This window comes from Hyalangium versicolor (genome assembly GCF_020103695.1).
GTDB classification, from domain to species: Bacteria; Myxococcota; Myxococcia; order Myxococcales; family Myxococcaceae; genus Hyalangium; species Hyalangium versicolor.
Genome location: NZ_JAHXBF010000007.1, coordinates 322,502 through 336,439, shown reverse-complemented (window position 1 = coordinate 336,439; position 13,938 = coordinate 322,502). Strand labels below are relative to the sequence as shown.

General features: G+C 64.2%; 10 protein-coding genes. 8 read left to right on the top strand and 2 right to left on the bottom strand.

All coding sequences use genetic code 11. The features are described from left to right. Positions 1–237: 237 nt before the first annotated feature. The 4 genes from KY501_RS17055 (at position 238) to KY501_RS17040 (ending at position 4,010) form a co-directional block, all read left to right on the top strand. Positions 238–750, top strand: coding sequence for a hypothetical protein (locus KY501_RS17055; protein WP_224364213.1), 513 nt, complete (start codon positions 238–240; stop codon positions 748–750). Positions 751–1,274: 524 nt separating this feature from the next. Then, on the top strand, positions 1,275–1,535 hold the full coding sequence (locus KY501_RS17050) for a hypothetical protein (protein WP_224364212.1): 261 nt from the start codon (positions 1,275–1,277) through the stop codon (positions 1,533–1,535). Between the two features lie 700 nt (positions 1,536–2,235). Further along, positions 2,236–2,520: a hypothetical protein gene (locus tag KY501_RS17045; protein ID WP_224364211.1), complete on the top strand. Its 285-nt coding sequence runs from the start codon at positions 2,236–2,238 to the stop codon at positions 2,518–2,520. A gap of 665 nt (positions 2,521–3,185) precedes the next feature. Continuing rightward, positions 3,186–4,010: a trypsin-like serine protease gene (locus KY501_RS17040; protein WP_224364210.1), complete on the top strand. Its 825-nt coding sequence runs from the start codon at positions 3,186–3,188 to the stop codon at positions 4,008–4,010. A 221-nt stretch (positions 4,011–4,231) separates the two neighbouring features. Here KY501_RS17040 and KY501_RS17035 read toward each other — a convergent pair whose 3' ends face one another. Further along, positions 4,232–4,480, bottom strand: coding sequence for a hypothetical protein (locus tag KY501_RS17035; RefSeq protein ID WP_224364209.1), 249 nt, complete (start codon positions 4,478–4,480; stop codon positions 4,232–4,234). Next, entirely contained in the window at positions 4,477–4,836 is a 360-nt protein-coding gene (locus KY501_RS17030) for a hypothetical protein (protein WP_224364208.1), read from the bottom strand. The genes KY501_RS17035 and KY501_RS17030 overlap by 4 nt, the downstream gene beginning before the upstream one ends. Positions 4,837–5,253: 417 nt before the next feature. Between KY501_RS17030 and KY501_RS17025 the strand changes: the two genes are divergently transcribed. The 4 genes from KY501_RS17025 to KY501_RS17010 all read left to right on the top strand — a co-directional run bounded on the left by KY501_RS17025 (position 5,254) and on the right by KY501_RS17010 (position 12,390). Continuing rightward, positions 5,254–6,549 carry a hypothetical protein gene (locus KY501_RS17025; protein WP_224364207.1) on the top strand — a complete coding sequence of 432 codons (1,296 nt, stop codon included), beginning with the start codon at positions 5,254–5,256 and terminating at the stop codon, positions 6,547–6,549. A gap of 110 nt (positions 6,550–6,659) precedes the next feature. Beyond that, positions 6,660–9,149 carry a phage tail tape measure protein gene (locus tag KY501_RS17020; protein WP_224364206.1) on the top strand — a complete coding sequence of 830 codons (2,490 nt, stop codon included), beginning with the start codon at positions 6,660–6,662 and terminating at the stop codon, positions 9,147–9,149. A gap of 3 nt (positions 9,150–9,152) precedes the next feature. Then, positions 9,153–9,944 carry a hypothetical protein gene (locus KY501_RS17015; protein WP_224364205.1) on the top strand — a complete coding sequence of 264 codons (792 nt, stop codon included), beginning with the start codon at positions 9,153–9,155 and terminating at the stop codon, positions 9,942–9,944. 25 nt (positions 9,945–9,969) lie between these two features. Then, complete coding sequence (locus tag KY501_RS17010) at positions 9,970–12,390, top strand: fibronectin type III domain-containing protein (RefSeq protein WP_224364204.1); 2,421 nt, start codon at positions 9,970–9,972, stop codon at positions 12,388–12,390. The last annotated feature ends 1,548 nt before the right edge of the window (positions 12,391–13,938 follow it).

Here is a 13,938-nt window from a genome sequence, read left to right as displayed (position 1 = left end):
CCGTGCATGCAGTGGACTACAGTCACCCACCCGGGGATTCGCAACACCTTGCATGCAGTGGACTACAGTCACCCACCCGGGGATTCGCAACACCTTGCATGCAGTGGACTACAGTCACCCACCCTGGGATTCGCAACACCTTGCATGCAGTGGACTACAGTCACTCACCCTGGGATTCGCGACGCCGTCCAAACACTGACTTGATCTTGTGTTTGGACTGTGCGCATAAACGCACGCATGAATGCCTTTCAGGAACAGGTATTGACTCTCGCTCGGCGTATCGCTGCGCTCGAAGATGAGCTCACGCGTCTCAAGGCGGAGTTCGCAGCCCTCGTTCCTGAAGTTCCTCCCTCACCAGCCACTGTAGCGCAGCGTCGCCAAGTGCAGCTTGCTGCCGAAATCAGGGAGGCGGAGAGGAGAGAGCTCGAGAGGATGGAGAGGGAGAGGATGATAAGGATGGAGAGGGAGAGGCGGGCTGTTGAGGCGAGGGCCACTGTTGATGGGGCAGATACCTCCAGTTTCGACGCGTCACTGTCCAAGATGATCGCCGACGTCATCGAGAACTCCCCCCCCGATATGACGTTTACGGCCGATCACATATGTAGGGCTCTCCCATCTGCCAAGATCGAGAGCGTGAGAACCACCCTGGCGCGCCTGGCCGAGCAGGGCCGCATCGACAAGGTGGGGCGCGGCGAGTACCGAGCCCGCTCTAAGTCCTCTGGTGCGCCGCCGCTCAAGGAGGGGAACTGATCTCCACTTTCCCGGGCTCGATGCCCGCAAAAACTTCGGCCGGTACTGTGGGATTGGGCCCACAGGACCGGCCGTTCACGCGGACCTAGAGATACTGGTCGCCCTTGCCAGGGGCTCAACCAGTATCGCTGCCCCCCCGCGCTGTCAACCTACATGGGTGAGGTTTCGGGGTGCCCCCAAAGGGAGTTGACAACCATGAGGACACTTCCTCAGGGGTGCCGGTGCCCGTGTGTGAAGCGCATTTGGAGCTGGAAGGAGCGCCGCTGGCTGTACGCGGCCGACTACGGTCTGATGTGCTTCCGTCGGGGCCGGTGTCGGTGCCGTTCGGAGCTATAGGAACGGCACCTGAACGCGGCCAAGGTTGAGTGACCTGGCGGCGCAGCAGTACAGGCCCTGGAACTCTCTGCTTGCTCCGGGGCCACGGCACTGCTTCTTCAGGTGCGGGGACTGCCGCCCCTTCTGTTTCGGCCTGACCGAGCACTCCCCGACCGGCACTCCCCGGCCAATCAGCGGCGGGACCGGGCGTGGCCCTCGCCTTCGTGGTGTCCCTCAGGGTCGGCCCCTTCAGAGCGGGCATCTCCTACGGCGTGGTGATGCGGCTTGAGCGGGACGTCATTGCCCTGCAGGCCGAGCTGAAGGCCTTCGCTGCGGTGCAGCACACCCAGGAACTGAAGTTGGTAACGCTGGGAAGCGAGTTGCGTGCCTTCCGCGAGGGCGTGGTGGAGATCAAGGCCGCTCTCCGGAAGCTGGCGGAGAAACCAGGGGCCTCACGTGCTCGGCCGTGACTGTCACCCGTAGCACCACCATGCAGCACCTCACTCAGCAGATCATTGAACCAGCCTTCTCCGAGAAGGGCCTCACCACTCTCGGCGAATTGCTCCTATCCGCTCTGCCCTCGCGTTGGGCGAGGGAACCATGTGCTGTAGGAGGGCGGCGCTGGCCACGTACCACGCCTTCTACATTGTGGAGGACCTGGCGGCCGAGTGCCGCGCGGCGGGCCGGGCCTTCCCTTCCTCGACAAGGCCACCGCCGGCCTGCACTTTGCGGATCAGTGAATGCGGTTCCGCGGCTGGCGGTCGTTGAGGCTAGGGGAGCAGGGACGCGCATAGCTCGCCTTCAAGGCAATGTACGGGGAGGCAAAGGTGGCGCAGCGGGAGCAGGAGGAGATGGTGGCCGCGGCCCGGGCCGACGTGGATCCAAATGGCCTGCTCGGTTCCTCTCGCGGGTGGCGCGCGACCTAGTAGTTGAGCCAGACACGTAGCTCCGCGAGCACGTTTGGTATCGTCCCGCACTATGCGCGCCAGAAATCCTCTTCTTGTAGTCTTGGCCTTCACTGTCTCGGTTGGGTGTGCCCTGCCTGGGCACGTACGTGCTGGCCTGTCCCCGCAAGAGCCTTTCGTCGGGCCCCGTGCAATAGCGGTGGTGGGCAACGAGCCGGACGTAGTCCGTGCCTTGGAGGAGGCTCTTCGATCCAGAAGCTTTCGGGTGAAGAGACAGTATGTGCAGGCTGCCGAGGCGGAGCCTCTGCGCTACGTGCTGGAAACCACCAGCGACACGCTAGTGCGCTGTTTCGGAGGAGGATTCCGACTTCGCTCCCTCACGGTCGAACTCATCGACGTGGAGCGTAACGAGGCTGTTTATTCGGCCGAGGCGAGCGGATACACCGAAAAGTGCCAGCCCATGTCCGGCAGCGTCTTCGGTGATATTGCCGACGCGCTAATGCAGAACTGGCGGGACACACCCGCTCGCCCCGCCGAACTGACGTTGTAGTTCCTGGTGCTTGCCGAATCTGGCGTTGGCCTGGATCTGTCGCTCCGGGCTGATGATGGCGAAGAGGCGGAACGGGTGGTTATGCCTCACGCCTCCTTGCGCTGATGCTCCTCGTGCCGCTGGCCGCTCTTGGCTCACCGGAGCATCCCCCCTGCGCCGAGGGCATGCGACCCTCCCGGTGGTGACGGATGGCCAGGGGGATTTCTGGCTCCGGGACCGCAGGCCAGATACCGAAGTGTCAACCCTCCGGGAACCTCCGCTCCCAGCAAGCCCAGAGGATGTCGGAGGCCTTGCGGAGACTCACGCCTTCGACGTCGCGGATGGCCTTGATCAAGGGAAGCAGGTTCCTGGACTCATCCAGCATCTTCTCTAGAGCGCTTTCAAGAGACAGTCCTTGCGCACGAAGCGTCTTGAGCTCCTCAGCGACTTGGCGATCTACATCCATGCAGTCCCACCTCGCACCGGCACTGGCGCAGCGTTGGACACACTCTTGACTTGGCGCGCTACTCCGCGAGGCGCAGTGCGTGGGGTTCGTTCACGGGAGAGTACCAGCCATTACCTCGCCGTGTTGGTGCTCCACCAGCTCGAGCGCGGTCGGGCACACGGCACAGTCAGCATGGCGCGTGAGTGTAGGTGCCTCAGAGAAGGTAGTACCGTCTCCGCTGATGGGTCTGCCCCCCAACGAGAACAGCGCCTCGACGGCTCTCGTGGCCTCCCTCCTGCTGCTCAGCGGAGCGTGCGCCCCCAACTCCGCGTCCGTCCTCGCGCTTGCAAGCGGCGTCGATGACTACGCCAACCAGTACCGTTCCACCGTCCAGGTGTACTCACGCGCACGTGAGTGCACCGGCGTCCTCATTGAGCTGCACATGGTGCTCACCTCGGCAGATTGCTTCTGCCTGCCGCCAGACCTCGAGTCGCGTTCGGGCCCCGCCGTCTTCACGCCAGCGGACTGCGAGCAGAAGACCTTCGTGCACGTGGTCCGCTACGTGCGGCAGTGGGACGGCCAGTGGCGTGGCATACCGGAGTCCTTTGAAGGTACCGTCACCGTGCACGAGGGCTTCAGGGTCGAGTTTCGGGATGGGAAGGTGCTCACCCACGTGGCCGATCTCGCCGTCGTTGAGATGGAGTATTCCATGTTGGGCGTCACCGCCGACGGCAACCTGCCACAGGCCGAAGTCACTCCTCAGGAGCGCCTCGTGCAGGTGGGCTTCAGCCCGAGCGTGCATGTTGGCGACGAGGAGGAGGTGCGGCGCTTTGGCGGAATCGTGGTGACGGCCGTAACCACGACGCGCGAGACCTCGGAGGTGCACTTCCGCACAAGCGGGGTCCAAGGCCTTTCAGGAAACAGTGGCGGGCCCGCCTTCCGCGAGACTGCGAAGGGCCGCTGGCTCGTCGGCATCAACAGTGGGCTAACAAGGGTGGGTGAGGGGGCCAGGTTCACGAGCACCTTCCAGTACCGGGACTGGGTTGAACGACAGAAGAGCAGGTGAACCAAGCGTCAACCGGTAGGTATCTTTCGGCGGCTCAAGGGAGCGGCGCCACTGCCGATGTCGAAGGCGGTCACCAGGACGATCTCCGCGTGAGCTCAGCAGGGGCATAGATATCCCAGCTATCCGTCGCCCTTGGGCCCGATGAACTGGAGGTTGCGCACGCTGGGGGATGGGGACCTCTACCGTATTTCGAACGACCTCACCTTGCGCGGCTCTCTCCCTCAGCCATCGTGCTGTCCACTCGCGCAGATGGCTCGCCCCTTCACCGTGAGGAGCGGGCCGCCACACAAGCAACGAGGACCGGCGGGAGCCGACGTGAGGGTGGGCTGCTGGTGCGTGGCGAGCGCTGCCTCCGCCTGATCCACCTCGCGCGCCCAGTGGACCTCGTTGGGAGTGCCTCGGGCAGCTGCGCGTTGCACGAGGGCCCGCGACAGGCGCAGGAGGGCCGCAACTTCAGCGCTGGTGTTCATGCCTGCACCTCGTACTTTTCCCCTCTCGCCTTCCGGTGCGCAGCCGCCGCCGTCTCCCGCTCCACCACCTCGCGGATGAAGTCGAGTTGCTCGGCCGCGACGCGTGCTGAGCGCCGCGCGGACACCAAGAGCCGGAACTCACTCCGCCAGAGATCAAGGGTAAGCTGGCTCCCGTCCAGACGCTCCCGCGCACCTGCCTCGGACTCCGCGTAGGCAACCCCGTACTCTTCCGCCTGCGCCCTATGGGCCTCCAGCTTCTCACTCCGGGTGCGCAGTTCCTCGGCTCGCACTGTGTCGATAAACCCAGCCTGCGCGAGAGCTACAGCCTCATCCACCAACTGCATGAGCGTCTTCATGTCGTTCCCTTCACCGGTGCCTCACGACCTCCTCACGAAGAAGGGGCGGTGCCTGGGATGATCAGTGCCCCAGGAAAGGGGCGCAGCTGCGTACCGTGCGCGAGACTCGGGGCAACGCCGAGCAACGCGCAGAGGCCACGCTCGGTGGCCGCAGCAGCGGCGCTCATGCTATGAGAGGCATGCGCCTCGAGCGCCAGTCGTGATGGTTGGACGGGGGGCGTAGGACATGTGCCTGAACAGCTGGTCCTGAAGGGCTCCGTCCAGCGGGTGCAGATGCTGACGGAGCCCTTCTGCTTCCTCAGCGGAGACTGGGTACCAGTGCAGTCCACGCCGCGAACACCGCGCCTGTGACCAATGAGGGCTCCCGGGGTGGCGCGTCCCTAGCGGGAAGTGCTACCACCTGGGTAGGAGGTGCGCATGGCCGGGAACGCACAAGGGCAGTGGAAGGCAAATCACGTGATTGGAAACTACAGACTGCTGTGGGCCTTCAACGGTGACGTCGGAGGAGCGGATTGGCATGTGTGGGCCGCCCGCCGCCTTGATACAAACGCTCCCGCCTTACTTGTCAGGCCGAGCAAGAACTCGGTCTGGGCGCCCCGCAAGAGATGGCACGGACGTGTGGACGCGTTCACCGATCCACCGTTTCTCGCGCTGGATGTGGACAGGTTCCCGGATGATACCACCCTTCCAGCAGCGGCCGATGACCTGGACGTGTTCGCGGACGTGAGCACGGCTCTGCGATACGACAAACAGGCTGCGCTGCACATGCGCAGCCGCCCAGGCAAGCGCCCCGTTCAGAGCAGCCAGGAAGGCGCACTGGTAGTAGCGGGGGGGGCCACTCCATTGAGCAGCGGCGAGTTGAGCAGGACGCGTGAAGAACTGGAGGAGCTCACCGCTGCGCTCATGAGCGAGATGAAAGGCCACCGCGAACGGGTGGGGCAACTGCGCGCGCGGCTGCACGAGGACCGCACTGCGGCCAACCAGGAGGACGAGGTTGTGGTGGCTGTCCTGAACGAGGTGGAGATCTCCACGCCGCAGCTTGCCACACTCCTCCAGGACTCCCAGGAGACCACTGCGGATGCAGCGAGCGTGGCGGAGCGTGGCGCGCTAACGCCTACCGTCACGGAACTGAGCGATGGGGACGCGCCAGCACAGGAGAGCGCGGTGTCTGCCCCCTCAATGGGGCACCCCACGCCAGCGCCTGCCCCAGTAGCGCAGAGCAACCGCCGCCCCGGGCGCTGGGCTTCTCTTTGGGCGCGGCAACCGTACTGGACGGCGCTCGCTGTCACCTCACTGGCCGCACTGGTGTTGGTGCCGAGCACAGTGCACGAGTCGACTTCTGCATCAGAGCCCAGAATGGGCGGTGCTGCGCGCACAGGACTGGCAGAGGAGGCTCTGGCCGAACCCGAGTTGATGCCCGTCGGCAGCACGGACCAGGACATGACGTCGAAATCGGTTGTGGCCTTCGATATGCCATCCCGCCCTTTTCCAGGGCAGCACCTAGCGCCCTGTCGCGGGCTCGGGAGGGAGATTGAGCTGCGCAACGGACAGCGCGCCTGCTGGATCAAGATCGACGCCACGGCCGAAGAGTGTAAGACGGGCGGCTACGAGTGGAAGGGCGGTTGCTATCTGCCCAGCATTCCCTCACAGCGCACACCGAGCAGCACTCAGCCACAGCGCGCATCACCCGCGCCGGCTATGCACGAGCAGTAGAGAGGTAGCTCCCGGTCCGCCCCTTCTCCTGGGGCATGAGTGATGGAGCCCTGAAGGTCGGAGACGTATACGTTGCCGTCTCTGCCGCAATCGGAGACTTCGCCCAATCAATGCAGCGCGTGGCGAAGATGGTGGAGGACACGGCCAAGAAGGTGAAGGAGTCGGCTGGCGCGATCGCCAACGTCGGCGCCATCTTCGCGGCTGGCCTGGGAGTAGCTGTCAAGAAGGCTTCGGAGACGAACGAGAAGCTCCAGGCCGACCTCAAGCGCATAGAGAAGCTCCTCTACACCCTGGCCGGGGATATCGGGGACGCGTTCGCGCCCTTCATCCGAGAACTGGCCCAAGGACTCTCCAAGGTTGTGGGAGCATTCCAACGGCTCGATCCAGGCGTGAAGGCGGCGTCCGTGAACTTCGCCGTGTTCGCAGTGAAGGCTGGAGCCGTCGCAGGAGTCCTCGGCAAGGGGGCAAGCCTCGTGGAGGGCCTAGCCAAGGCGACAGGGGCCGTGTTGGTACCAGCCGTCAACGCGGCATCTGCGGCATTCAAGCTCATGGGCTCCCAACTCGCGGCGCAGTTGCCAGGCATGCTGAAGGGCCTCAACAGCTTCGGTGCCATGCTGCCCAATGCACTCGGCTCGGCGGCTGTGTCCCTCGGCAGCATCCTTCTGCCGCTGGCCGCAGTAACCGCTGCCTTCGCAGGAATCGCTCTCGGCGCCGGCGCCATCTATCAAGCCTGGATGGAGAACAGCGCGGCTATCACGGAGGCCATCAACTCTGCCTGGGAGGCCATCAAGGGATACGCCCTGAAGGTGGCGGGCTTCTTCACGGGCCTCTTCGAGGCGGTGCGCTCGTTCTTCCTCTCCCTCGCAGCCGCGATGCTCGAGGTGGTGGCGGCGAAGATCCGCAGCATCGCTGCCTTGTTGGAGAAGGGCGCGCGGCTCTTGGAGCGCTACGACTTTGCGGACCAGCTCGCCAAGGTCCAGCAGATGACCGGTGAGTCCATGGTCGGCATGCTCCAGGACAAGATGGTGCAGGCCGGGAAGGTGGCCGGCGAGGCGCTCACCAAGGGTGTGAAGGCCCTCGCGGACATCGGCTCCGCCGTGGGAGACAACGTGTCCCAGTCCCTCCACTACAGCGTGAAGGGACTGAAAGCGCTGGTGAATGACCACTACAAGGGCTCAGCGCTCGAGAAGCTCGTCTCCCGAATCGAGCACCTGCTGTCCTTCGGTCAAGGGCCGGATGCCACACTCCGCGCCGAGCCTGAGGCGCTCTCGGTATCGAAGGTTGGGCCTGGTCCTGCGCCGCGCCCCTTCATTCCGGTCGATACGCGAGGCATGGGGATGGGCCGCTTCAGCACAAGTGCGATCTACGAAGCACTGAGAAAGCAGGGGCTCTCCGAGGTGCAGGCTCGGGCGCAAGCCTCCGTCGAATTCGTGGGCCGCATCCGCCGGGCCTCGGTGCTCGAGGCCGAGCGCATCGCCACAGGACTGAAGGAGATTCGGGCCAGCCTCCTCGGCCGCCTCCAGTCCGCGCTGCCAGCAGCCCTCCAGTCATTCATCGAAGGCTTCCAGGCCGCGGGCTTGCAGGGCGGACTGGCCAACATGGTGGGCGAGCTCCTCATGCAGAGCGAGGGCTTCCAGCGTGTCATGGAGGTGCTGAGTGGTTTGCTCCAACGAGTGGCGGATGCACTCGGTCAGCTCCTCACGCCTCTGCAGCCGCTGCTCGGCGCGATCTCCCTCATCATCGACGCTGGGTTGAAGGCGCTCGCCCCGATGCTCCAAGTCCTTGCAGGCGTGGTGCAGCCCCTTGTGCCCTCACTGGTGGTCCTCGGAGAGCTCTTCGCCGCGCTGGCTCCAACGCTCGCGCTCATTACTCAGGCCATCCTTCTGGTGGAGCAGCCCTTTCGCCTGTTCGCAGGCCCGGTGCTGAAAGCCCTCTTCGATGCGCTGAAGTTCGTCAGCCAGGTCATTCTCACCGTGATGAAGGGAGTCGGCGGTGTGTGGAACGGGATCCTCTCGGCGATCCAGTCGGTGTTCCGCTCCCTCGGCAACATCTCCGTGTTCGGCGTGAGGCCGCTCGGATTCCTCCGGGGGTGGGCGGACGGACTAGAGGGGGCGAAGATCGACACGGACGCGTTGGCCCGAAGCCTCCAGCAGCTCAACGGCCTCACCTGGGAAGCGGCGCAGGCCAAAGCGGAAGAAACGGCCGCTGTGCTCGCCAACCGCGTGGCGGTGGACAACGCCACCAAGTCGCTGACCAATGTCCCCTCGGTGTGGAAGGAGGCCCTGTCCCGCTTCGAAGCGCAGGATCCGGGGCGCCCTGGCCAGAGTTCCGGTCCTCTTGTGCCCTCAACTCCACCCTCCTCGAGCACCGGCTCTACGCGTGCACCTCCTCCCGGTGTGGCCTACGGGCCCTCGACTCCCGGAGGCACGTCAACTGCTCAGGCTCCAGCGGCACCCGCGGTGGCCATTGACACGATCAACATCACCACGAGAGACCCGCTGGAGGGCATGACGGCCCTGGAGCGGAAGCTGGATGACATTGCCTTCCGGATGACGGGCAGCCGGGCTTGGGCGAGCCGGTACGCCGTGCAGAGGGGGTAAGCCATGACGGACTACCTGCAAGTGAACGGGGTGCCCCTGGCCTGCACTGCCTCAGAGTACGAGCCAGTCCGCCTGGGAGAGGTGACGCGCTCCTTCAACGGAGCGCCACGCTCCTCGGTGCGCACACGCAAGCGGGACTACCGTTTCACCACAGGGTTGCTCACCCTTGCCGAGGCCGAGCTGGTGCGCGCCCTGGTAGAGGGCGAGGGGCATGTGTGGAACTTCGAGGACTACAGCGTCGCCTCCTCCCGCGGCCTGGTGCCGGACTACGTGAAGGAGGCCTACCTCGAGGATGGCAATACCCGGTACGGAGACTGGAAGCTCGTGCTCTCCTGGGTGGGGACCATGCGCTGGCAGACCCTTCTTCCGAGCACCTGGACACTCATGGGCTGGCACGCGCAGGCCGGAGTGGACGTACGGTACACCCACTACACGCTGCGCAGTGACGGTGCCAAGTGGAGCGATGGGGGGAGGGACAATTCGCGCCCCGTCCCCTTCGAGGTGCTGTTCGGCGGCAGTGTCCGCGTCTTCAGCATGTACGGAGGGGAGGAGTACCTGGACGAGCTTGTTGCGTTGCCCTACGCCGTGCCAGATACCTGGGTGCCTCGCCTTTACGCCCTCCACGCAGCGCGGCCCTTTCCTCCCCTTCCGTTCGTCCACGCGGGAGGCGAGGGACTGCCCTCCGGAGGACTCACCTGTATGGGGCTCACCGGTACCGGCCGCCGCACTGGGCTTGCCGTTGGGGGCTCCTTCACCACCGGAGAGGTGCTGGACTTCACCCTCTACGGGAGCTGAGCCCTCACGCCCCTTCTCCGGGGGCATGAGGACTCTCACTGAGCAGCAGCGCGCGTGTCTCCTCTGCGCCGCTGGCTACACCGTACGCGCCCGGGTGCTGGTGCTCGGCCCAGGAAACTATTGGCACAACCTCTCAGCCCTTGGGCCGCTCGGCGCCTTCGACTTCCTTGAGGAGGCCACCGTAGACGAGCAGCTCGACGCTCCCGTGGCCCAGGCCACAGTCCGTGTGCGGCGCGATGTTGCAGGCTTCTCCCTCGCTCCGCTGATCACCACCTCTCCCTTCAACACGTACGCGGGCGTCTATGCCCCTCTGCTCCGCGAGGGCCGCACCTTCATCGTAGAGGTGCTGGTGTGCCCCCTGGGCATGGAGCCCACCGAGGCGGCCTGGGTGGAGCTGTTCCGGGGGCGGATTGATGAGGTGGACTCCGCCGCAGAGGTGCTCACCTTCTCCGGTAGGGACTCTGCCGGCCTGCTGCAGGACTCCTTCATCGAGGTGGAGCGCACCTACGGCAGCGGCGATCCCACGAATGGGGACAGGTTGCAGGACATTTGCCAGGTCCTCTTGCGCGACAACGGCCTGGCTTCCTTTCCCTTCTACGTTCCGGTGGATCCACTCTCCCGCCGCGGCCCCTACGTGCAGAAAGTGGAGCCGGTGCTCGAAGCGCTGCGCTTCCTCGCTCAGCAGAGCGGCTGGGAGGTGCGGTGGAAGTGGCGCGGGCCTCCCACCAACGCCTGGGCCCTCTTCCTCTGGTGCCCGGACAGGGCCGCCACCAACCCCGTATGGACGTTCAGCCCGGGCACCTACCGCGAGCTCAGCGCGGTGCGCACCAGCCTCACTGATGTGCGTAACGCGTGGAGCGGGGTGTACTCGGATCGCTTCGACCTGGACGCCTCGGGCAAGCCCAAGCGCAAGACAGTGGAGGTGAGCGATGCGGCCAGCATTGCTGCTTACGGCCGCCGCTGGGCGCAGGTGGCGGAGGAGGCCACCAGCCCCATCGACACCGAAGCGGAGATGCGGCGCATGCTCAGCTCGGGCCTCGCCGACATGAAGCAGCCCTGGCTACAGCTTGAGGCGGAGGTGGACCTGCACCCCTTTATCGAGCTCGGAGACGTTCTCGCCTTCGACGACAACGGCGCCCACTTCACCGCCCCCCAACTGGCTGCGCTCGTGCAGGTGACGCACACCCTAGGAGCCAGCGGGGCGAAGACGAAGCTGGTGTGCCGCGGCAAGCCCGCAACCAGCCCTCGGGCCTGGCTCTCCCTGGAGGCTCGGCCGGGCCTTGCTCCCGCTCCCCCTTTCACCCCACCTCAACCGCCCACGGGCCTCTCGGCCACTCCCACGGTGAATGGCTTCTCCCTCACTTTTTTCCCGCCCACCACCGGAGCAGCGGCCGCGGAGTACGAGCTCCACGTGGGCACCACCCCGGGCTTTGCCCTCGGCCAGGCCAAGGCCACCAGCAGCACCACGCGTTTCGAGGTAGCCGATCTCCGCCCGGGAACCACGTACTACTCCAAGGTGGTATCGCGGGACTCGAAGGGGAACCGCGGAACTCCCAGTTCTGAGGTCCTCATCACAACTCTGTACGTAGAGCCACGTCTGCTTCAGCCCTACGTCCAGCAGAGCAGCGTGGTGCCCAATGACTCCTTCGAGGCCTGCAACGTAGCGAATGCGCCACCGGATACCTGGACGCTCCTCAATGGCACCTGGGGAACCACTGCGGCTCGCAGCGTTGACGCACTCTCCGGCGGCGCCGCAGTGCACTTCAGCGGCGGCGCCACCAACACGCTGGCCAGCCAGTACGTCACTGTGCGGCCCGGGGACATCTACTCCGTTGAGGCCTGGGCCAAGCGCACCACTGCCACCGGGAACAACGTGGCCTCGCTGCTGCTCGACTACGTGGACAGCGCGTTCAACATCCTCTCGGTGGTGAGCGTGCTGGTAAACCCCACTCCTGCGGATGGGTGGAGGCGCTTCTACAACGTGGGTGCGGCGCCAGCGGGCGCCAGGTACCTCCGCGTGCGGCTGAACCAGCCGAACACCACGCCGGATGCCCTCATCTGGGATGCCGTGCGCGTATCGCTCTCGCGCCTCCTCATGGAGCCGTTGAACCTGGTGGACAGCAGCTCGGCCACCTTCGCCAACGGCTTTGCCAACGTGAACGCCTACCAGGGCCAGTACACCGTGTGCGCCTTCTACAAGGGAGCGGATGACACCGTCTTCATGGAAGGGCGTGTCACCCGGGCGGCCGGAGTCCCACCAGCAGGTACGGCGATCCTCAACGGTCTGCGCGCCGGATACCGGCCGCGCGCCGAGGTGACACTCCTCGTGGCAACAAACACCGGGGCAGGAGTCATCACCATTACCCCGGCTGGCTCTGTGATCTACCAGTCTGGCGGCACGGGTTGGCTGAGTCTTGACGGCGTGCGCTTCCGCGGCTCGCCGTAACCCATCTCCCGCCCTCTGTACCTCATGGCAGAGAGTTGAAAATCATCACCACCAACCCAGTGAGGTGGACCCAGTTATTGGGTCCAGTTCCTCAGTTCAGCAAGAGACTTGTCCGTCTCTCCTGCCTAATTTCTCCCTTTTCCTTTCTAGTCATTCATAAGGGTCAACTTCGAGGGCTCTGGAGCAGGTCTCTGCAGGGTCCGCAGGAAGACCCACTCCTATCTGCCCAGTACACAGTGGCACTTCGATCCAGGCCATCCAGATGGATGTTGCTCCTAACCCAACAGGGAGGCGAGCACTCTTGGACATACGGCTCGGGTTGCTGCGGTAACTCGCTGCTGTAACTCCAAGAAGTTGTGTCACTGCTTGGCGCATGTCACCGCGTTGGGAGAACGCGAAACGGTGCAGACACTAGAGCCAAGAGTGCCGTTGCTGCACTCAGGCGTACAAGAATACCCCTGTGGGACGAAGCCGCTAGGGCACTGTGAGCCACACTGCCTGAAGGTTGTCGCAGGGATCGGCTGGCAGGTCACTGCATTGGGTGAATGAGAAGCGATGCAGACACTGGAACCAAGAGTGCCGTTGCTACACTCTGGCGTACAGGAATAACCCTGTGGGACAAAACCGCTGGGACATTGTGAGCCACACTGCCTGAAAGTTGTTGCTGGGATCGGCTGGCAGGTCACTGCATTGGGTGAATGAGAAGCGATGCAGACACTGGAACCAAGAGTGCCGCTGCTACACTCTGGCGTACAAGAATAACCCTGTGGGACAAAACCGCTGGGACATTGTGAGCCACACTGCCTGAAAGTTGTTGCTGGGATCGGCTGGCAAGTTACCGCATTAGGTGAACTCGGCCCCATGCATGACAGGTTACTCACACCACAGCTTCGCGTGCAGGAATAACTTGCAGGATAGTACCCATCAGGACAGCCTGAGCCGCAACTCATGAGGCCAGACTCGGCACTAGCCAATTCTAACTCTTCGGTGGCTTGGGCATCATCAATGGAGCCTCCACACCCCCAAACCGCCAATAAAGCTATGGCCCATATCAAAGTGCACTTCTTCATGATCGCCTTCCTATTGGATGGTGGACGTGCCGAACAGGCGGCAGACAAAATTCATTCTTCAAGTCGACTGATTGAGCGATGGGTCGCCAGCACCAATCCTCAGCATCCAGCTGAGCACAAAGCCTCTGTGCACTCTTTTCTGTTGCAACCCTGCTTCGGGTTTCCTGGAGTGAGTCTCTGAAGTGCGTTCGTAGAACCAGGGCTCGACTCCCGTGCAAGCGGCCATGCGTCAGAAGTGAGTATCACGCTTGCCTGCCTGTCCCTGCTCAACGCCATCTTACCCGCATCGGTGGCTCGCAAAGGCAGCCCAGTGAAGCGCACACGAACCATAGCGGCGACGGCGTCACACCGCTCTTGGTGCAGTGCACACAGGACATGTGAGTAGGTACCGTTGGCGGAAGCCACCACGGCGTCTCTCCTCGCTGTGGTAGAGTAGGCCCTCGCCGACCTCCAAGCGTCGGCTACACCGTGCGCACGG